This window comes from Microbacterium sp. (genome assembly GCF_036566905.1).
In the GTDB taxonomy this organism is placed as follows: domain Bacteria; phylum Actinomycetota; class Actinomycetes; order Actinomycetales; family Microbacteriaceae; genus Microbacterium.
In genome coordinates this window covers 16,179-34,207 of sequence record NZ_DATCVK010000222.1, presented here as the reverse complement: position 1 = coordinate 34,207, position 18,029 = coordinate 16,179, and the positions used below count along the sequence as shown (strand labels likewise).

The 18,029-nt window shown below is 70.3% G+C and carries 18 protein-coding genes and 1 riboswitch; of the genes, 10 read left to right on the top strand and 8 right to left on the bottom strand.

The genetic code is table 11. The features are described 5' to 3' along the window. Positions 1-668: FAD-dependent oxidoreductase (locus VIP82_RS19980; protein ID WP_331911848.1), on the bottom strand; the 668-nt coding region annotated here is incomplete at its 3' end. Positions 669-806: 138 nt separating this feature from the next. Beyond that, a riboswitch (FMN riboswitch) is annotated at positions 807-979 on the top strand. A gap of 68 nt (positions 980-1,047) precedes the next feature. Here VIP82_RS19980 and ribD point away from each other — a divergent pair. The 6 genes from ribD (at position 1,048) to VIP82_RS19950 (ending at position 6,751) form a co-directional block, all read left to right on the top strand. Next, positions 1,048-2,139 (top strand): bifunctional diaminohydroxyphosphoribosylaminopyrimidine deaminase/5-amino-6-(5-phosphoribosylamino)uracil reductase RibD, encoded by a 1,092-nt coding sequence (gene ribD, locus VIP82_RS19975; RefSeq protein ID WP_331911846.1) that lies wholly within the window; start codon positions 1,048-1,050, stop codon positions 2,137-2,139. Beyond that, positions 2,139-2,885, top strand: coding sequence for a riboflavin synthase (locus VIP82_RS19970; protein ID WP_331911844.1), 747 nt, complete (start codon positions 2,139-2,141; stop codon positions 2,883-2,885). Before ribD ends, VIP82_RS19970 begins: the two co-directional genes overlap by 1 nt. After that, positions 2,882-4,156, top strand: a complete 1,275-nt coding sequence (gene ribA, locus VIP82_RS19965; protein WP_331911842.1) for a GTP cyclohydrolase II — start codon at positions 2,882-2,884, stop codon at positions 4,154-4,156. Before VIP82_RS19970 ends, ribA begins: the two co-directional genes overlap by 4 nt. After that, positions 4,153-4,629 (top strand): 6,7-dimethyl-8-ribityllumazine synthase, encoded by a 477-nt coding sequence (ribH, locus tag VIP82_RS19960; protein ID WP_331911840.1) that lies wholly within the window; start codon positions 4,153-4,155, stop codon positions 4,627-4,629. The genes ribA and ribH overlap by 4 nt, the downstream gene beginning before the upstream one ends. A 56-nt stretch (positions 4,630-4,685) precedes the next feature. Next, entirely contained in the window at positions 4,686-5,039 is a 354-nt protein-coding gene (locus tag VIP82_RS19955; RefSeq protein WP_331911838.1) for a Fe-S protein, read from the top strand. Positions 5,040-5,272: 233 nt separating this feature from the next. After that, positions 5,273-6,751, top strand: a complete 1,479-nt coding sequence (locus tag VIP82_RS19950; protein WP_331911836.1) for an MFS transporter — start codon at positions 5,273-5,275, stop codon at positions 6,749-6,751. Positions 6,752-6,820: 69 nt separating this feature from the next. Here VIP82_RS19950 and VIP82_RS19945 read toward each other — a convergent pair whose 3' ends face one another. The 3 genes from VIP82_RS19945 to VIP82_RS19935 are packed head-to-tail and all read right to left on the bottom strand — an operon-like array spanning position 6,821 to position 9,512. Continuing rightward, positions 6,821-7,648 (bottom strand): ABC transporter permease, encoded by an 828-nt coding sequence (locus tag VIP82_RS19945; RefSeq protein ID WP_331911834.1) that lies wholly within the window; start codon positions 7,646-7,648, stop codon positions 6,821-6,823. Then, positions 7,645-8,520 (bottom strand): ABC transporter permease, encoded by an 876-nt coding sequence (locus tag VIP82_RS19940; protein WP_331911854.1) that lies wholly within the window; start codon positions 8,518-8,520, stop codon positions 7,645-7,647. The genes VIP82_RS19945 and VIP82_RS19940 overlap by 4 nt, the downstream gene beginning before the upstream one ends. 50 nt (positions 8,521-8,570) lie before the next feature. Beyond that, the gene (locus VIP82_RS19935; protein ID WP_331911832.1) at positions 8,571-9,512 is read right to left on the bottom strand and encodes an ABC transporter ATP-binding protein; all 942 of its coding nucleotides are present in this window, start codon (positions 9,510-9,512) and stop codon (positions 8,571-8,573) included. Positions 9,513-9,690: 178 nt separating this feature from the next. Here VIP82_RS19935 and VIP82_RS19930 point away from each other — a divergent pair, with 178 nt between their 5' ends. Next, entirely contained in the window at positions 9,691-9,906 is a 216-nt protein-coding gene (locus tag VIP82_RS19930; protein WP_331911830.1) for an AsnC family protein, read from the top strand. Positions 9,907-9,932: 26 nt separating this feature from the next. Further along, positions 9,933-11,936, top strand: coding sequence for an ABC transporter ATP-binding protein (locus tag VIP82_RS19925; protein ID WP_331911828.1), 2,004 nt, complete (start codon positions 9,933-9,935; stop codon positions 11,934-11,936). Between the two features lie 3 nt (positions 11,937-11,939). Here VIP82_RS19925 and VIP82_RS19920 read toward each other — a convergent pair whose 3' ends face one another. Both VIP82_RS19920 and VIP82_RS19915 read right to left on the bottom strand, forming a co-directional pair. Continuing rightward, the gene (locus VIP82_RS19920) at positions 11,940-12,236 is read right to left on the bottom strand and encodes a hypothetical protein (protein ID WP_331911826.1); all 297 of its coding nucleotides are present in this window, start codon (positions 12,234-12,236) and stop codon (positions 11,940-11,942) included. 132 nt (positions 12,237-12,368) lie between these two features. Then, positions 12,369-14,264: a phosphoenolpyruvate carboxykinase (GTP) gene (locus VIP82_RS19915; protein WP_331911824.1), complete on the bottom strand. Its 1,896-nt coding sequence runs from the start codon at positions 14,262-14,264 to the stop codon at positions 12,369-12,371. Between the two features lie 141 nt (positions 14,265-14,405). On the opposite strand from VIP82_RS19915, the gene VIP82_RS19910 reads away from it, so the two are divergent. Next, positions 14,406-15,842: a helix-turn-helix domain-containing protein gene (locus tag VIP82_RS19910; protein ID WP_331911822.1), complete on the top strand. Its 1,437-nt coding sequence runs from the start codon at positions 14,406-14,408 to the stop codon at positions 15,840-15,842. Between the two features lie 90 nt (positions 15,843-15,932). Here VIP82_RS19910 and VIP82_RS19905 read toward each other — a convergent pair whose 3' ends face one another. Beyond that, entirely contained in the window at positions 15,933-17,015 is a 1,083-nt protein-coding gene (locus tag VIP82_RS19905) for a winged helix DNA-binding domain-containing protein (RefSeq protein WP_331911820.1), read from the bottom strand. 50 nt (positions 17,016-17,065) lie between these two features. Next, positions 17,066-17,497: a winged helix-turn-helix transcriptional regulator gene (locus VIP82_RS19900; RefSeq protein ID WP_331911818.1), complete on the bottom strand. Its 432-nt coding sequence runs from the start codon at positions 17,495-17,497 to the stop codon at positions 17,066-17,068. 112 nt (positions 17,498-17,609) lie between these two features. Between VIP82_RS19900 and VIP82_RS19895 the strand changes: the two genes are divergently transcribed. Continuing rightward, positions 17,610-17,975 (top strand): DoxX family protein, encoded by a 366-nt coding sequence (locus tag VIP82_RS19895; RefSeq protein ID WP_331911816.1) that lies wholly within the window; start codon positions 17,610-17,612, stop codon positions 17,973-17,975. Positions 17,976-18,029: the final 54 nt, after the last annotated feature.

The following is an 18,029-nucleotide window of genomic DNA, read 5'->3' as shown; positions in this document are numbered from 1 at the left end:
CCGACCGCCGCGGTGTAGTTCGCGGCGCGCGCCCGCCCGCCGCCCGCCGCCCGGCCGTCGCGCAGCACGTCGAGGGCGAGCCGCTCGGGATCGTGCAGGGACGCGTCCCAATAGGTCGCCGTGTACTTGACGTCGGGGTTCAGCAGCGGCAGCTGGGCGAGTGACCGCTTGCGGCCGTAGAAGGTGTGACGCGGCACGGTCCCGCCGCCGAACACGCCCCCGCCTCGCGAGAACGAGTCGTAGATCACCAGCCCGATCTTGATGAGCGCGGCGCCGCGCTCCCGCGGCTTGCCCCCGCCGTGCCGCAGGAACCGCAGCGGGGCCGACAGCACGCCCGAGAAGGTGGAGAAGATCGGGATCGTCGTCTGCAGCGGTCGGACGTAGTGCGGGGCGATGCGCATCAGCGCGTTGCGCTCGGTCACCGCCTCGTGCACGAGCCGGAACTCGCCGTTCTCGAGATAGCGGATGCCGCCGTGGATCATGTGCGATGACGCCGCCGACGCGCCGCTGACGAAGTCGTCCCGCTCCACGAGCGCGACGTCGACGCCCTGCATGGCGAGGTCGCGGAACGTCGCGAGCCCGTTGATCCCGCCGCCGATGATCAGCACGTCCGCATAAGGCCGCGCTGCCAGTTCCTCGAATGCCCGCATCGATCCCGCCGTGTTCATCGCCTCTCCATCCCCCTCCCAGGCTACGTCGGCGCCAGGACATCGGGCCGAGCGACGCCCGGTGCGACGGGGCCGCAGTTCATGCGAAGACATGGAATGAATAGCCGGATGCCGCGTTGACTACACTCGAGAGCATCAACGTGCTCCGGGGTCGGTGAGAATCCGAACCGGCGGTGACAGTCCGCGAGCCAAGGCTTCAGCATCCGTTACGGATGACGCCGCGGCCGATCCGGTGGAATTCCGGAACCGACGGTGATGCGACAGGGTTCCTTCGGGAGCGCGGTCGCTAGTCCGGATGGGAGGCAGCACACCAGCGACGCCACAGGCGTCGCCGCTTCCCCTGCCCCGGAGCGTCGAGAACGACGAGACGAGGGGCGGGATGGCGAGCACGGCGGAACACGACGCGATGCGTCGGGCACTGGCGATCGCACAGCGCGGTCCGCGCGGTGTGAATCCGCAGGTGGGCGCTGTGCTGCTGGGCCGCGACGGCGACATCATCGCCGAAGGCTGGCACCGCGGCGCGGGCACACCGCACGCCGAGGTCGACGCCCTCTCCCAGCTCGCGCCGGGCGAGGCCCGCGGAGCAACGGCGATCGTCACGCTCGAGCCCTGCAACCACACCGGCCGCACCGGCCCCTGCTCCGAGGCGCTCATCGCCGCGGGCGTGACGCGCGTCGTCTATGCCATCGCGGATCCGGGCGACCACTCCTCGGGTGGCGGCACGCGGCTGCGCGCCGCAGGCATCGACGTCGAGGCAGGTCTCCTCGCCGACGAGGCGACGGCGCTGCTCGACTCGTGGCTCACGGTCCAGCGCCTCGGCCGCCCGCACGTCACCGTCAAGTGGGCGCAGAGCCTGGACGGCCGGGCGGCGGCGTCCGACGGCACCAGCCAGTGGATCACCGGACCGGCGGCACGCGCCGACGTCCACCGTCGCCGCGCCGAGGCCGACGCGATCGTCGCCGGCACGGGCACCGTGCTGGCCGACGACCCGGCGCTCACCGCGCGGGCCGAGGACGGGTCGCTCCTCCCCCACCAGCCCGTTCCCGTCGTCGTCGGCGCGCGACCGGTGCCGGAGGATGCGGCCCTGCGCCGGCATCCCCACCCGTTCCTGCAGTATCCGGGCGACGGGGCGTCGGGAGGCCTCGCCGCAGCGCTCGAAGACCTGCGCACGCGCGGTGTCCAGCGTGTCTTCGTCGAGGGCGGCCCCGCGGTGGCCGCCTCGTTCCTGCGCGAGCGGCTCGCCGACGAGCTGCTCGTCTACGTCGCACCGATGCTGCTGGGCGGGGACCGCCTGGCGCTGCACGACATCGGCGTCACGACCATCGGTGAGGCGAAGCGCCTGGCCGTGGCATCCGTCACCCCACTCGGCGACGACCTGCTGTACGTCGCCCGCCCCACGCCGCCCGCCGCCGCTGACGCGCTGCGAACCTCGGCGCGCGTGGATCAACCGTCGTCGGAAGGAGACGAGTGATGTTCACCGGAATCGTCGAGGAGATCGGCGAGGTCACCGCCGTGGAGCCCTCGGGCGACGGCGTGCGCCTGACCGTGCGCGGGCCGAAGGCCGTGTCGGATGCCGGGCACGGCGACTCGATCTCGGTCAGCGGGGTCTGCCTCACCGTCGTCGGCCAGGGTGACGGCTGGTTCACCGCCGACGTCATGAAGCAGACGCTCGACATGTCGACGCTCGACGGCGTCGCCGCCGGCCGCCCCGTGAACCTGGAGCGCGCGACCGCGGCCCACGGCCGCCTCGGCGGGCACATCGTGCAGGGCCACATCGACGGCACCGGCACGGTGCTGGAGGTGCGCCCCGGCGCGCAGTGGCAGGTGCTGCGCATCTCGCTTCCGGCGGAGCTCGCCCCCCTGGTCGTCGACAAGGGCTCGATCGCGGTCGACGGGGTCTCGCTCACCGTCAGCGCCGCGAGCCCCGCTCCCGCGGCCGACGCATGGTTCGAGGTGTCGCTGATCCCCGAGACGCTCGCGGCCACCACCCTGGGCGCCCGCGTGCCGGGCGACCGCGTCAACCTCGAGACCGACATCCTGGCGCGCCACGTGCAGCGTTTGCTGTCTTTCGCGGCTCCGGCCGCACCCGCGCCCCGCGAGGCTGCATTCGCGGCTCCGGCCGCACCCGCGCTCCGCGAGGGCGCATTCGCGGCTCCGGCAGCCGCACCCGAACTCCCCGCGGACGCGTCCGCACCGACGGAAGGAGGCTCGAGATGAGCCTTTCCACGATCCCCGAGGCCCTCGAGGCGCTGCGCGCCGGGCGGCCGGTCATCGTCGCCGACGATGAGAACCGCGAGAACGAGGGCGACGTCATCCTTTCGGCCCAGCTCGCCACCCCCGAGTGGGTCGCCTGGACGGTCCGCTGGACGAGCGGATTCCTGTGCGCCCCGATGCCCTCGGACTGGGCCGATCGACTCGACCTGCCGCCGATGGTGGAGAACAACCAGGACGCGCGCGGCACCGCCTACACGGTGAGCGTCGACGCCTCCGACCGCATCTCGACGGGCATCAGCGCGGTCGACCGCGCCCACACGCTCAACGTGCTCGCCGACCCCGAGTCGACGCCGACGAGCGTCATCCGACCGGGCCACATCCTGCCCCTGCGCGCCGTCGACGGCGGCGTGCGCGAGCGCGCCGGTCACACCGAGGCCGCTGTCGAGCTCATGAAGCTCGCAGAGCTCGCACCGGTGGGCGTCATCGGCGAGGTCGTCGCCGACGACGGCAGCATGATGCGACTGCCGGGGCTGCAGGAGCTGGGCGCCGAGTACGAGATCCCGGTGATCACCATCGAGCTTCTCATCGCCTACCTCGACGAGAACGCCCCCTGCGACCCGGCGATCCGCAACGCCCACAAGCGCCGCGTGAGCCTGCGTGCCGAGGCGAACGTGCCCACCTCGCACGGGGCGTTCCGGTTCCTGGCGTACAAGGACCGCGTCACCGGCACGGACCACATCGCCGTCGTCTCGGGCGAACTGGGCGACGCGCCGCTCGTGCGCGTGCACTCCGAGTGCCTGACCGGCGAGGCCTTCGGGTCGCTCAAGTGCGAGTGCGGCCCGCAGCTCGAGGCGGCGCTGGACGCCATCGAGCAGGACGGCGGCGTCGTGATCTACATGCGCGGTCACGAGGGCCGCGGCATCGGACTCATCAACAAGCTCCGCGCCTACTCGCTGCAGGAGCGCGGCCTCGACACGGTCGACGCCAACCTGGCGCTCGGCCTGCCCGCCGACGCGCGGGACTACGCGGCGGCCGCCGGCATCCTGTCGGATCTCGGCATCGAGCGCGTGCGGCTGCTGACCAACAACTCCGACAAGGTGAACCAGCTGCGCGAACTGGGACTCGACATCGTCGAGCAGGTGCCGCTGCTGGTCGGCGTCGGCCCGAACAACCACCAGTACCTGGCGACGAAGCGCGACCGCATGGGTCACCTGATCGCGGAGGCGGACCTCGCCGACGCACTCGCCCAGATGCACGAGGGAGCAGAACGATGAGCGGCAAGGGCGCGCCCCTGGTCACCGGAACGGTCGACGGCACGGGACTCGATGTCGTCGTCGTCGCCGGAACGTGGCACGAGACGATCACCGACGGCCTCATCGCCGGTGCTGAGCGCGCCGTGACGGCCGCCGGCGCCTCGCACCGCATCGTGCGGGTGCCCGGCTCGTTCGAGCTGCCGGTCGTCGCGAAGGCGGCACTGGATGCCGGCGCCGACGCGGTCGTGGCGCTCGGCGTCATCATCCGCGGCGGGACCCCGCACTTCGAGTTCGTCTCGAACGCGGCGACGGACGGCCTCACGCGCGTGGCGCTCGACACGGGCAAGCCGGTCGGTTTCGGCGTGCTGACGCTCGACGACGAGCCGCAGGGGATCGCCCGCGCCGGTCTGGAGGGCTCGGTGGAGGACAAGGGCTTCGAGGCGGCGGACGCAGCGATCCGGACGGCCCTCGTGCTGCGGGAGCTTCGGGTCTGACTGGGTGAGGCCGCCCTACCTGGCGGGGCGCGGCGTGAGGTTCTAGCGTGACGAGCATGGAAATCCTTCGCCACATCGTCGTGCTCGTCCACCTGGTCGGCTTCGCCGTGCTGTTCGGCGCCTGGGTGGTGGAGGCGGTGAACGGCAAGCGGCGATTCACCCGCGTCATGGACTGGGGTCTTGCGATCGCCGCGGTCGCCGGACTCATCCTCGCCGCGCCGTGGGGCATCGATTACGAGCTCAACTACGTCAAGCTCGGCGTGAAGCTCGTGATCCTGCTCGTGATCGGCGCCCTCCTCGGCATCGGCCGCGGCCGCCAGCGCAAGACGGGGTCGCTCCCGCCGGCGATGTTCTGGGCCGTCGGCGTGCTGACGCTCACCAACGCCGCGATCGCCGTGATCTGGCGCTGACTCGCCCTCAGAACTTCGACAGCGGATGCCGCGGCTTCGGCCGCGGCATCCGCTTTCCGGTATCCGCGCCCGGTGCGTGGTCTCGGGAGTAGGCTGGTTCTTCGTGCCGGACGACACCGTCCGCGCCCACGGTGATCCAGTGCAGTGCCGCCTGACGCGTCACCCTGCGCCATGCGGACGCCCACCGCCGCATCCCACCAGGATGCCCCGCTCCGCGCATGCCCAGGTGAAAATTGACCTCCCCCACCACTGCCGCGATCCCCGCGGCCCCCGCCAATCCCCGCTCCCGCGTCATCCTCGCCAGCCTCGTCGGCACGACGATCGAGTTCTACGACTTCTACGTCTACGCGACCGCCGCCGTCCTGGTCTTCCCCATCCTCTTCTTCCCCACGGGCAACGACACCACGTCGCTGCTGCTGTCGTTCAGCGTGTTCGGCGCCGCGATGGTCGCCCGCCCGCTCGGCGCGATCGTGTTCGGCCACTTCGGCGACCGCTTCGGCCGCAAGGCCACCCTCGTCGCTTCGCTGCTCACGATGGGCATCGCGACCTTCCTCATCGGCTGCCTGCCGACCTACAACGAGATCGGCGTGTGGGCGGCCGTGCTGCTGCTGGTGCTGCGACTCGCACAGGGCTTCGCGCTCGGCGGCGAATGGTCGGGCGCGGCACTCGTCGCGACCGAGAACGCCCCGAAGGGCAAGCGCGCCTGGTACGGCACGTTCCCCCAGCTGGGCGCACCGCTCGGGTTCATCATCGCCAACTCGGTGTTCCTCGCGATCAACTACCTGCTTCCCCACCCCGACGGTGCCGGCCAGCGGTCGGAGGAGTTCCTCGCGTGGGGCTGGCGCGTGCCGTTCCTGTTCTCGGCCGTCATGGTCGTCATCGGCCTGTGGGTGCGACTGCGCCTCGTCGAGTCCGAGACCTTCGTGAAGGCCGAGAAGAAGGGCGCGATCCGCAAGTTCCCGCTGGCCACCGTCCTCCGCCATCACTGGTGGCACCTGATCCTCGGCACGTTCATCATGCTGGCGACCTACGTGCTGTTCTACCTGATGACGAACTTCACGCTCTCGTACGGCACCAAGGCGGCCGACCTCGAGACGGCATCCGCCGCCGCGCAGGCCGCCGCAGAAGCCGCGGGCAACCCGTTCGACCCCACCGCCTTCGCGGCGCAGTTCTACCCGGGTCTCGGCTTCGGCTACACCGACTTCGTGGTGATGCAGATCATCGGCGTCGTGTTCTTCGGCATCTTCACGCTGCTGTCGGGACCGATCGCCGACGCGATCGGGCGCCGACGGCTGCTGCTGTGGGTGACCGGCCTCATCATCGTGTTCGGTCTCACGTTCAACATCTTCCTGCTGCCGCAGGTCGACCCGAAGTTCACCGGCGCGCTCGTGCAGGCGTTCCTCGTGTTCGGCTTCATGCTGATGGGGTCGACCTTCGGCCCGATGGGCGCGGTGCTTCCGGAGCTCTTCCCGACGAACGTGCGGTACTCGGGCTCGGCGATCTCGTACAACGTGTCGTCGATCCTCGGGGCCGCGCTCGCGCCGATCGTCGCGGTGTGGCTGTGGGCCTCCGCGGGCGGCAGCCCCGTGCTGGTCGGCCTCTACCTCTCGGCGATGAGCGTGCTCACCTTCATCGCGCTGCTCCTGGCGCCCGAGACGAAGGACATCGACTACGACGCCGACCTCGGCGTCGGGGCGACCGGCTCACTCTGACCTCGGTACTCACGACGACGGATGCCGCAGCCCGCGCGGGCTGCGGCATCCGTCGTTCGAGGCCCTGCCTCAGTCGAGGAACAGCGCGCGCAGGCGCTTCGTCGTGAACACGAGGCCGATCGTGATCATGACGACGTAGTACAGCACGTGCCACCACATCGCGGGTGTGAGGATGCCGGTGGTCAGACCGCGCACCAGCTCGACGCCGTGCCACAGCGGGAACGCCATGATGACGTGCTGGATCCACTCGGGATAGATCGTGATCGGGTAGAGCGTGGCCGAGAACAGGAACATCGGCAGCAGCACGAAGTTGATCCAGTCCATCTGCTGGAACGTCTTCATGTAGCTCGTGACCGCCATGCCGAGGCTCGCGAACCCGAAGGCGATGAGCAGCACGGCGGGAAGGGCGAGGATCGCAGTCCACGCCAGGTTGAGGCCGAGGATCTGCATGATGACCATGAAGCCGGTGGCGTACAGCAGGCCGCGCAGCAGCGCGTAGAGGATCTCGCCGAGCGCCACGTCGAGCGGCCCGAGTGAGGTCGCCAGCATGCCCTCGTAGAGCTTGCCGTAGTTGAGCTTGAAGAAGACGTTCCACGTGGAGTCGTAGATCGCGCCGTTCATCGCCGAGACCGCGAGGAGGGCCGGAGCGATGAAGGCCGCGTAGGGCACCTCGACGCCACTGGACGTCTGCACATCGCCGATGAGCGAACCCAGGCCGATCCCCATCGAGGCCAGGTAGAACACGGGTTCGAAGAAGCCCGACAGCACGACCGCCCAGCTCGACGAGCGCGCGGCGATGAGACCGCGCTGCACGACCGACTGCGGGTTGCCGGCCCACAGCGCCCGCACGCCGCCGGTGCGCGCGACCGCGGTCTCGGTTCCGGTCGCGACGGTCATGCGCCGAGCCTCCTCTGGAAGATGCGCCGGCCGATGGCGTACCCGCCGATCGACAGCAGCAGCAGATACCCGACGTGGATCACGATCGCGAACGGATCGACCGGCAGGCCGTAGGTGGCGATGCGGCCGAGCTCGGTCGCGTGCCACAGCGGCGAGACCCACCCGATCCACTGCAGCCACAGCGGCAGGGTGGCCAGCGGGTAGAAGGTGCCCGAGAACAGGAACATGGGCATGAAGATGAAGCGCTGCACGAGCGCGACCTGGCCCTTGTCATCGGTGATCGAAGCGGCGTACGCCATGTACGGGATGCCGAAGGCGAGGCCCGCGAGCAGTCCGATCGGGATCGTGAGCCAGCCGGTCTCGGGGTTCGGCACCGCCTGGAACAGCCACAGGAACAGGTAGTACGCCACCACGACGACGATGATGCGCGCGGACGCGCCGGCGACGACGCCGCCGGCGATCTGCCCCGGCGAGAGACCTGTCGCGCTGAAGCCGAAGAAGTAGCGACGCCACTTGAACCCGGCCATCACCGGGTACGAGAACTCCTCCGACGCGACCGAGATCGCGGCTGTCATCAGCAGCGCCGGTGCGACGAACACGAGGTACGACACCTCGACGCCGTTCTGCGTGATGGGTGCGTCGATGAGGGCGGCGAGTCCGACCGCGAGGCCGAGCAGGTACAGGATCGGCTGTCCCAGGGCGCCGACGATGATGGTCCAGCCGTACGCCCGCATCGCGCGCACCATGTGCTCGGTGACATACCACGTCCCGAACGCGCGGGGCCTGCGCCCCCACTGCATCGCCTCGGCGCGCAGTTCGTCGAGCGAGAGCTGCGTGGCCGTGGCGGACGGCGCGCCGCTGGGCCGCGGCATCCGTGACTCGCCGGACTCGCCGGTGGGCTGAGCGTCTTCGGGAACGGAGGTCATTCGATCAGCGACCTTCCGGTGAGGCGCAGGAACACATCCTCGAGGCTGGAGCGCCGTACGAGCGACGTGATCGGCGTCAGCCCCCGCTGCGTCACCGCCTCGAGCGCCGCCTCGCCGTCGTGGGCGTACACCAGGATGCGGTCGGGCAGCACCTCGACGCGTTCGCCGATGCCCTCGAGCTGCGGTGCGACCTGCTCGTTGCGCTCCGAGCCGAAGCGGACCTCGAGCACCTCGCGGCTGGAGTGCTCACGGATGAGCGTGGCGGGGGTGCCCTCGGCCATGATGCGGCCCTTGTCGACGACGATGAGCCGGTCGCAGAGCTGCTCGGCCTCGTCCATGTAGTGCGTCGTCAGCACCAGCGTCGTGCCGCGCTCCTTGAGGCGGAACAGGCGGTCCCACAGCACGTGGCGCGCCTGCGGGTCGAGGCCCGTGGTCGGCTCGTCGAGCAACAGGATGCGCGGGTCGTTGATGAGGCCGCGCGCGATCGTGAGGCGGCGCTTCATGCCACCCGAGAGCTGCTCGACCTTGCTCTTCGCCTTGTCTTCGAGCTGGGCGAACGCCAGCAGCTCGTCGGCCTTCTGGTGGCACACCTTGCCGGGCAGTCCGAAGTAACGGCCGTAGATGTAGAGGTTCTCGCGGGCGTTGAGCTCGCCGTCGAGGTTGTCCTGCTGCGGCACCACTCCCAGGCGCGAGCGGATCTCGGGTCCGTAGCGGTCGGGATCGAGCCCGAGGATCGACAGCTCGCCGCCCGTGCGGGTCGAGACGGCGCCGACCATCTTCATCGTCGTGGACTTGCCGGCGCCGTTGGGGCCGAGCAGGCCGAACGACTCTCCGGGCGCGACCTCGAACGACAGGCCGTCGACGGCGAGGAAGTCGGGCTTGCCTTTGACCTTGTAGGCCTTGACGAGGTTCTCAGCGGTGATCACGGGGGCAGGCACCGCACCACACTAACCCCCCGCTCCGACACCGCACAGCGCCCGACGCAGCGCCTCAGGTGTCAATGCGAGTTGACACCTGTTCGGGTGTCAACTACGGTTGACGACGGATGCCGCAGCCGCGGCATCCGTGATCCGACAGCTCATCCTCCGATGGGCGCCCACTACGAGAGGCGACGCGATGAGCGGTGACGACCTGCGCACCCTGATCGGCGCATCGGACGCGCGCGAGCCGCTCGCCGAACTGCACCGTCTCGCCGAGGTGCGCCGCGAGCTCGCTCGCGCCGAAGAGGTGCAGGTGCGCAAGGCCCGCAACCTCGGCTTCTCGTGGCAGGCGATCGCGAGCGCCCTGGGCGTGAGCAGACAGGCCGTCCACAAGAAGTACGGTCGAAGGTAAGCCCCCTTCACGAACGAGGTACACCCATGCCCTCCGCCGAACTCGACGAAGCCCCCGCCGCCGCATCCCCCGCGGCGTCCTCCCCGCGCCCCTCGCGCGGACGCCCGCGCCGCGGCAAGAACCAGGAAGGCCCGCGCGCGACCTTCGCGCAGCTGCTTCCCTACCTTTTCGAGCACAAGCGCACGCTGGCCGTGGTGGTGGTGCTCAGCATCCTGAGCGCCGGCGCCTCGCTCGTGCAGCCGCTGCTGGTCGGGCAGGTGATCACGCGCGTGCAGGAGGGGCTCGACCTCGGCCTGCTGATCTGGGCGCTCGTCGGATTCGTCCTGCTCGCCTCGCTGATCTCGGGCTGGCAGCACTATCTGCTGCAGCGCACCGGCACCGCCGTCGTGTACTCCAGCCGGCGCCGGCTCATCGCCCGGATCTTCCACCTGCCGATCAGCGAGTTCGACGCCCGCCGCACCGGCGACCTCGTCTCGCGCGTCGGCAGCGACACCACGCTCCTGTACGCCGCGCTCACCCAGGGCCTCGCGGACTCCATCGGCAACGCGCTGCTGTTCGCCGGCGCGCTGATCGCGATGGCGGTCATCGACCCGGTGCTGCTCGCCATCATCATCGTCGTGATCGGCGTCTCGGTGCTGGGCGTCGTCGCGCTGAGCGGCCGCATCCGCACCGCCTCGACCGAGCAGCAGGAGAAGGTCGGCGCGCTCGCGTCGGGCGTCGAGCGTGCCGTGGGTTCGATCCGCACGGTCCGCGCGTCGGGTGCGACGGGGCGCGAGGTCGAGGCCGTCACGACTCAGGCGACGGATGCCTACGCCGTCGGCATCCGCATCGCCAAGGTGTCGGCGCTGGTCGTGCCGATCGCCGGTATCGCCCTGCAGGTGTCACTGCTCGTGGTCATCGGCCTGGGCGGCTTCCGCGTCGCCACCGGCGCGCTGTCGATCGCCAGTCTCGTGACCTTCATCATGTTCCTGTTCATGCTGATCGCGCCTCTCGGCTCGTTCTTCGGCGCGATCACGTCGGTGAGCCAGGCGCTCGGCGCCCTCGGCCGCATCCAGGAGGTGCTGGACCTGCCGACCGAGTCGCAGAGCGACGCCGAGATCGCCGCCCGCGTGCGCGCGGCCGCGGTTTCGTCAGGCTCCGATGCCGTCGCCGAGGCGGCGATCGAGTTCCGCGACGTGCGGTTCCGCTACCCCGAGAACGTCGTCGAGGCGCGCCGCAAGGCGGAGTCCGAGGCACGGGCCGTGCTCGAGAGCGCGCACGTCGACACGTCCACGATCGCGCTCGGCGACGAGCCCGCCGCTGCTCGAACCGACGGGCGGACGGATGCCGCGGCATCCGTCTCCGCCGATGCCGACGTGCTGCGCGGGGTGTCGTTCTCGGTCCCGCGGGGTGCGCGCGTCGCGCTCGTCGGCCCGTCGGGCGCCGGCAAGAGCACGACGCTCGCACTCATCGAGCGCTTCTACGACCCGACCGGCGGCGCGATCCTGCTCGACGGCACCGACGTGCGGGCGCTCGACCGCGACGCGTTGCGCGCGCAGCTCGGCTACGTCGAGCAGGACGCCCCGACCCTCGCCGGGACGATCGGCGACAACCTGCGACTGGCGTCGCCCGAGGCCTCGGATGCCGAGTGCGAAGCGGTGCTGCGCGCCGTGAACCTCGGCGACGTGCTCGACCGCAACCCGCTCGGCGTCGACGCTCCCGTGGGCGAGTCGGGCGTCATGCTCTCGGGCGGCGAGCGCCAGCGTCTCGCGATCGCGCGGGCGCTGCTGGCCGCTCCCCCGATCCTGCTGCTGGATGAGTCGACCTCGTCGCTCGACGGGCTCAACGAGCAGCGCATGCGCGAGGCGATCGACGCGGTCGCCGCCGGCCGCACGCTCATCGTGATCGCCCATCGCCTCTCGACCGTCGTCGACAGCGACCACATCGTCGTGATGGACCACGGCCAGGTCGTCGGGCAGGGCACGCACTCCGAGCTGGTGCAGACGACGCCGCTCTACCGCGACCTCGCGAAGCACCAGCTGCTGGTCTGAGGGTCAGCGGAGCGTCACGGGGAACAGCTCGGTGCGCGCGATGACGCGGTCGCGCTCGGCGGCGTTCGCGGTGCGGCGGGGATCGGCCAGGTAGGCGTCCAGCGCCGCCTGGTTCGGGATCCGGTAGACCTGGGTCTCGAGAGGGCGGCCCTGCGTGCCGTCGCCGACGGCACGGAGGTCGAGCACGATCCCGTGGTCGGGCAGCAGGGCCAGCACGCCGTCCTCGTAGGCGACGAGTGCCTCCTCGGCGCCGGGGTGGGCCCAGAGCAGGCAGCACAGGGTGATCTCGGGATCGGCCATACGCGTCATCCTTCCACCGCCGTCGCGCCCCAGTGATCACCCGCCCGGAGGTGCGCTGACGAAGGATGCCCCGGCCACCGCACAGGTGGGGCCGGGGCATCCGCTCTTCGTGTACGCAGGAGTCCGCCGCGGTCAGGCGCGCTGCAGGCGGTACCGCAGTGCGGCGAGCTCGGCCCACAGCGGAGCGGGGACGCGTCCCTCGAAGGTGCGGTAGAACTCCTCGGTGAGGTCGGCCTCCTGCAGCCACAGCTGCGAGTCGACGGCGAAGAGCTCGTCGAGGTCGGCCTGCGTCACGTCGGTGCCCTCGAGATCGAGGTCCTCGGCGCGCGGAAGACGGCCGATCGGGCTCTCGACGGCGCCGACCTCGCCCTCGATGCGACGGATGATCCAGTCGATCACGCGCGAGTTGTCGCCGAAGCCCGGCCACAGGAAGCGTCCGTCCGTGCCCTTGCGGAACCAGTTCACCTGGAAGACGCGCGGCGCGCGATCGAACCGCAGCTTCTGCCCGACCTTCAGCCAGTGGGCGAAGTAGTCGGCCATGTTGTAGCCGCAGAACGGCAGCATGGCGAACGGGTCGCGGCGCAGTTCCCCGACGGTACCCTCGGCCGCGGCGGTGCGCTCGGATGAGACGTTCGAGCCCATGAAGACGCCGTGGGTCCAGTCGGTCGCCTCGACCACGAGCGGCACGTTGGTGGCGCGGCGCCCGCCGAAGAGGATGGCGTCGAGCGGCACGCCCTGCGGCGCGTCCCAGTCGTCGGCGATCTGCGGGCACTGGGCGGCGGCGACGGTGAACCGCGAGTTCGGGTGCGCGGCGGGGCGACCGGATGCCGGCGTCCAGGGGTTGCCCTCCCAGTCGGTGAGCTCTGCCGGCGGTTCGTCGGTCAGGCCCTCCCACCAGACGTCGCCGTCCGGACGCAGCGCGACGTTCGTGAAGATCGTGTTGCCCCAGAGCGTCTCGACCGCCGTCACGTTGGTGGAGGCGCCGGTGCCGGGCGCGACGCCGAAGAAGCCCGCCTCGGGGTTGATCGCCCAGAGGCGGCCGTCCTCACCCGGACGCAGCCACGCGATGTCGTCGCCGAGGGTCTCCACGCGCCAGCCCGGGATGGTCGGGCGGAGCATCGCCAGGTTCGTCTTGCCGCACGCCGACGGGAAGGCCGCGGCGAGGTGGTAGGCGCGTCCGGCGGGATCGATCACGCGGATGAGCAGCATGTGCTCGGCGAGCCAGCCCTCGTCGCGGCCGATCACCGAGGCGATGCGCAGGGCGAAGCACTTCTTGGCGAGGATCGCGTTGCCGCCGTAGCCCGATCCGTACGACCAGACCTCGAGGGTGTCGGGGAAGTGCACGATGTACTTCTCGTCGTTGCAGGGCCACGCGACGTCGGCCTGGCCGGGCTGCAACGGCGCGCCGACGGAGTGCACGGTCTTGACCCAGGGAGCGCCGCCGGCGATCTCGCGCAGGACGTCGGTGCCCACACGGGTCATGATGCCGATCGAGGTGACGGCGTAGGGGCTGTCGGTGACCTGCACGCCGATGTGGGAGAGCGGACCGCCGACGGGGCCCATCGAGAACGGCACGACGTACATCGTGCGCCCGACCATCGATCCCTCGAACAGCGGCGTGATCGTGGCGCGGATCTCGTCGGGCGCGGCCCAGTTGTTGGTCGGGCCGGCATCCTCCTCGCGCTCGGAGGCGATGAACGTCCGCGCCTCGGTGCGAGCGACGTCGCTGGGGTGCGAGCGTGCGAGGTAGGAGCCCGGGCGCCACTCGGGGTTGAGCTTGATGAGCTTGCCTTCGTCGACCATCTCGCGCAGCAGCGCGTCGTTCTCGGCACGGGAGCCGTCGACCCAGTGCACGCGGGCGGGCCGGGTGAGCGTGGCGATCTCGTCGACCCAGGCGCGCAGTGCGACCATGCCCTCGCCCTGAACTGTCGGCAGTTCGCCATACGTCCGAGTGGTGCCGGTCGTCGTGGCAGCGGGACGTGCGGGGGCGGAGCCTTCGGTTCGGGTGAAGATGTCGGCAAGGGCCATGGTGTCGCTCCTCGTTGATTCGACCGTCAGATGGTTTCGACGATGCAGATTCGTGCTCTTCCTCTACTTTCACCCGTGATGGATGCCTCTTCCCACGAAATCTCATGTCAAGAGTTGCGATTCTTTCGCTAGCATCAAGGAATGCCCCCCACCTCCCTGGAACTGTCGACCCTGGGCCACCGCATCCGTCATCAGCGTCTCGCCCACGGCTACACCCTGGATGAGCTCGGAGCCCTGGTCGGCGTCGCCGGAAGCCAGCTCAGCCTCATCGAGAACGGCAAGCGCGAGCCGAAGCTCTCGCTGCTCCAGGCGATCGCCACCTCCACCGGCGTCGACGTGGCCGAGCTCCTGTCGACCGAGCCGCCGAACCGGCGTGCGGCGCTCGAGATCGAGCTCGAACGCGCCCAGACCAGCTCGGTCTTCCGCCAGCTGGGCGTGCCGCCGATCAAGGTGTCGAAGGGTATGAGCGACGACACGCTCGAGTCGATCCTGGGCCTGCATCGCGAGCTGCAGCGCCGTGAGAGGGAGGCGATCGCGACCCCCGAAGAGGCGCGTCGGGCCAACACCGAGCTGCGCCTCATGATGCGCGAGCACGACAACTACCTGCCCGACATCGAGAAGCTCGCCGAGAAGCAGCTGAAGTCGGCGGGCCACGTGTCCGGGGCGCTGACCCACCGCACGGTCAGCATCATGGCCGAGAAGCTCGGCTTCGAGCTGATCTACGTCAGCGACCTGCCGCACTCGACGCGTTCGGTGACCGACCTCGAGCACGGCCGCATCTATCTGCCGCCGGCATCCATCCCCGGCGGGCACGGCCTCCGATCGATGGCGCTGCAGGCGATGGCTCACCGCCTGCTCGGCCACAAGCGCCCGACCGACTACGCCGACTTCCTGCAGCAGCGGCTCGAGATCAACTACTACGCGGCGTGCTGCCTGATGCCCGAGACCGCGTCGGTCGCGTTCCTGCAGCAGGCGAAGAAGGATCGCAACCTCGCCGTGGAGGACTTCCGCGACGCGTTCGGCGTCACCCACGAGGCCGCGGGCATGCGCCTGACCAACCTCGCGACGCACCACCTCGGCATCAAGCTGCACTTCCTGCGCGTCGACGGGTCGGGTGCCATCACCCGCGTGTACGAGAACGACGACCTGCCGCTGCCGATGGACGTCACGGGCGCGGTCGACGGGCAGATCGCGTGCCGCAAGTTCTCGGCGCGCGCCGCGTTCTCGGAGCAGAACCGCACGACCGAGCACTACCAGTACACCGACACGCCCGCCGGCACGTACTGGTGCTCGACCCAGACCGGCACGACGTCGGAGGGCGAGTTCTCGATCACCGTCGGCGTACCGTTCGACGACGCGCGGTGGTTCCGCGGGCGCGAGACGCAGAAGCGCGCGACGTCGACATGCCCCGATGAGTCGTGCTGTCGCCGGGTCGCCACCGACGTCTCGGAACGCTGGTCGGGCAAGGCGTGGCCGAGCGCGCGCGTGCACATGCAGATGTTCTCGCCGCTCCCCCGCGGCGCGTTCCCCGGCGTCGACGACAACGAGGTCTACGACTTCCTCGACCGCCACGCCTGACGCGCCGCGTTTCGTCTCTCGCGTCCCTCGCTCGCTCGACGGCCGCGCCCGGGGCGTGGTTGCCGAGCGAGCGCAGCAAGGAGAAGCCGGCTAGGCGGTGATGAAGTCCCGGTACCGGTCGAGCGCGGCGGCGACTTCCTCGTCGGTCGACAGCTCGGCGGTGAACAGCTCGGGGATCGGATCGTCGGCGTGGCGTCCGACGGCGACCGAGTGCGTCCAGACGCCCACGATCTGTCCGCGAGCCACGATGATCGGCCGCACGATCCCGTTCATGCTCGGGCCGATCGCGGTCAGGAACTCCGGCGCGCACGGGACGGTGCGGTCGGCGTACGAGATGTAGTACTCCTCGAACGGCGGGAGCGCGACGACCTCGGGCGCGGTCGGCACGACCCGGGGCCGCGTCCCCGCGACGATGTACTGCGGCTCGGGTCCGTCGCCGACGACGACGAGGCGATCGGATGCCGCCTCCGCCGCGCTGCGCGCGGTCCCGAGCGGCAGCGACGACCACCACGCGAAGTCCCGGGCGCCTGCCGGCCCGTGCGAGGCGATGAAGCGGAAGAAGTACTCGGCGAGCGGATCCGCCGGCGTCGCAGCCTCGCGCACCCACTCATCGACGAGCACCAGGTACTGCTCGCGGGTCGGGCCGGTCTCGCGTGGCACGACAGGTCCCTGGCACACGACTCCGCGCAGCGACAGCGCGACGAGCAGGTGGTAGCCGCGCTGCTTGGCGGTGGAGACACCCGCGAGCTCGAGCACCTCGAAGATCTCCTTGCGCGTCAGGCGGTTGCCGCCGCCGAGGGCGGCGCGCACCGCCGCCTCGGCACGGTCGAGCTCCGGCCCGTCGATGCCTTCGGCGCGGTGGACCGCCGCCGCCTGCCGGCGCTGCCGCTCCCCCGTGATCGACAGCACCCAGGAGAGGTCTTCGGCGGGGATGACGTGGATCGTGCCCCGCATGGTCCACGACCGCACGATCTCACCCCGGTCGAACGCCGCATCGACGTCACGGATCGTGGTCCGGCCGCGCGTGCGGGCCGCCAACGCCCACCGTCCGCCCCAGAACTCCTGACCCTGGGTCGCCAGCATGTGGCGCGCGGCTTCCGAGACGCTGGGCGCGGGAGCGCTCAGCCGATGGGACCGGAGCCGTTCGTCGCGCGTGGTCGAGGCTGCGTCCATCCGCTCATCATGGCGCAGGCCGCGGACGTGCGGTGTCCGCGATCGCGGAGTCAGCGCTGATGCGCGTCGTCGTAGGCTGCCCGGGATTCCTCGATGCTCGACTGGTTCTCGATCGCCCAGTCGGCGAGCGCCATGGCCAGCTGGATGAGCGTGCCGCCGAGCTCGGTGAGCTCGTACTCGACGCGCGGCGGCACCTCGGCGTGAACGGTGCGCGTGATGAGCCCGTCCCGCTCGAGCTGGCGCAGCGTGAGTGTCAGCATGCGCTGCGAGATCCCCGGGATGTGGCGCTGGAGCTCGGTGAACCGCAGGCGCTCGCCGCGCAGGGTGCCGATGACGAGCAGCGACCACTTGTCGCCGATGCGGTCGAGCACGTCGCGGATGGCGCGCCCGTGATCCGTGCCGGACGGGTGCCCCTCGCACGAACGCTCGTAGCCGGTGAGCGCGGGCGCACCCGCGACCTCGACGGTGAGTGTCTTCGCCATCCGATGTCACCTACTTACATCCGTGTGCCTTTTGTACGCGTCTTTCGAGTGACGCATCATGGGGTTGCTTACAAACAGTAACAGACCCCATGATCCCTTCCTGGAGTACCGCATGACCATCGCCCTCTGGATCCTCAACGGCCTGCTCGCGCTCGCGTTCATCGCGGCCGGTTCGATGAAGATCGCCCGTCCGAAGCCCGCCCTGGTGGCGAGCGGCATGTCGTGGGCAGACGACTTCGCCGACCCGACCGTCAAGCTCATCGGCGCCGCCGAACTCGTCGGAGGCCTCGGCCTGATCCTCCCGCTCCTCACCGGTATCGCGCCGATCCTCACCCCGATCGCCGCCGCAGCGCTCACCGTCGTCATGGTCGGCGCGATCGTCGTCCACGTCCGCCGCAAGGAGAACGCGACACCGTCGATCGTCCTCGGGGTGCTCTCCGCTGCGAGTGCGGTGCTGGGCTTCCTCGTCGTGCTCTGACCGCGCACAACGAGGAGAGTGGATGCCGCGACACGGCATCCACTCTCTCAGGCG

Coding starts and splice junctions, on each gene's coding strand:
- ribD (WP_331911846.1), top strand. CDS start 1,048: ATGGCGAGCACGGCGGAACACGACGCGATGCGTCGGGCACTGGCGATC.
- VIP82_RS19970 (WP_331911844.1), top strand. CDS start 2,139: ATGTTCACCGGAATCGTCGAGGAGATCGGCGAGGTCACCGCCGTGGAG.
- ribA (WP_331911842.1), top strand. CDS start 2,882: ATGAGCCTTTCCACGATCCCCGAGGCCCTCGAGGCGCTGCGCGCCGGG.
- ribH (WP_331911840.1), top strand. CDS start 4,153: ATGAGCGGCAAGGGCGCGCCCCTGGTCACCGGAACGGTCGACGGCACG.
- VIP82_RS19955 (WP_331911838.1), top strand. CDS start 4,686: ATGGAAATCCTTCGCCACATCGTCGTGCTCGTCCACCTGGTCGGCTTC.
- VIP82_RS19945 (WP_331911834.1), bottom strand. CDS start 7,648: ATGACCGTCGCGACCGGAACCGAGACCGCGGTCGCGCGCACCGGCGGC.
- VIP82_RS19940 (WP_331911854.1), bottom strand. CDS start 8,520: ATGCCGCGGCCCAGCGGCGCGCCGTCCGCCACGGCCACGCAGCTCTCG.
- VIP82_RS19930 (WP_331911830.1), top strand. CDS start 9,691: ATGAGCGGTGACGACCTGCGCACCCTGATCGGCGCATCGGACGCGCGC.
- VIP82_RS19925 (WP_331911828.1), top strand. CDS start 9,933: ATGCCCTCCGCCGAACTCGACGAAGCCCCCGCCGCCGCATCCCCCGCG.
- VIP82_RS19920 (WP_331911826.1), bottom strand. CDS start 12,236: ATGGCCGATCCCGAGATCACCCTGTGCTGCCTGCTCTGGGCCCACCCC.
- VIP82_RS19915 (WP_331911824.1), bottom strand. CDS start 14,264: ATGGCCCTTGCCGACATCTTCACCCGAACCGAAGGCTCCGCCCCCGCA.
- VIP82_RS19910 (WP_331911822.1), top strand. CDS start 14,406: ATGCCCCCCACCTCCCTGGAACTGTCGACCCTGGGCCACCGCATCCGT.
- VIP82_RS19905 (WP_331911820.1), bottom strand. CDS start 17,015: ATGGACGCAGCCTCGACCACGCGCGACGAACGGCTCCGGTCCCATCGG.
- VIP82_RS19900 (WP_331911818.1), bottom strand. CDS start 17,497: ATGGCGAAGACACTCACCGTCGAGGTCGCGGGTGCGCCCGCGCTCACC.
- VIP82_RS19895 (WP_331911816.1), top strand. CDS start 17,610: ATGACCATCGCCCTCTGGATCCTCAACGGCCTGCTCGCGCTCGCGTTC.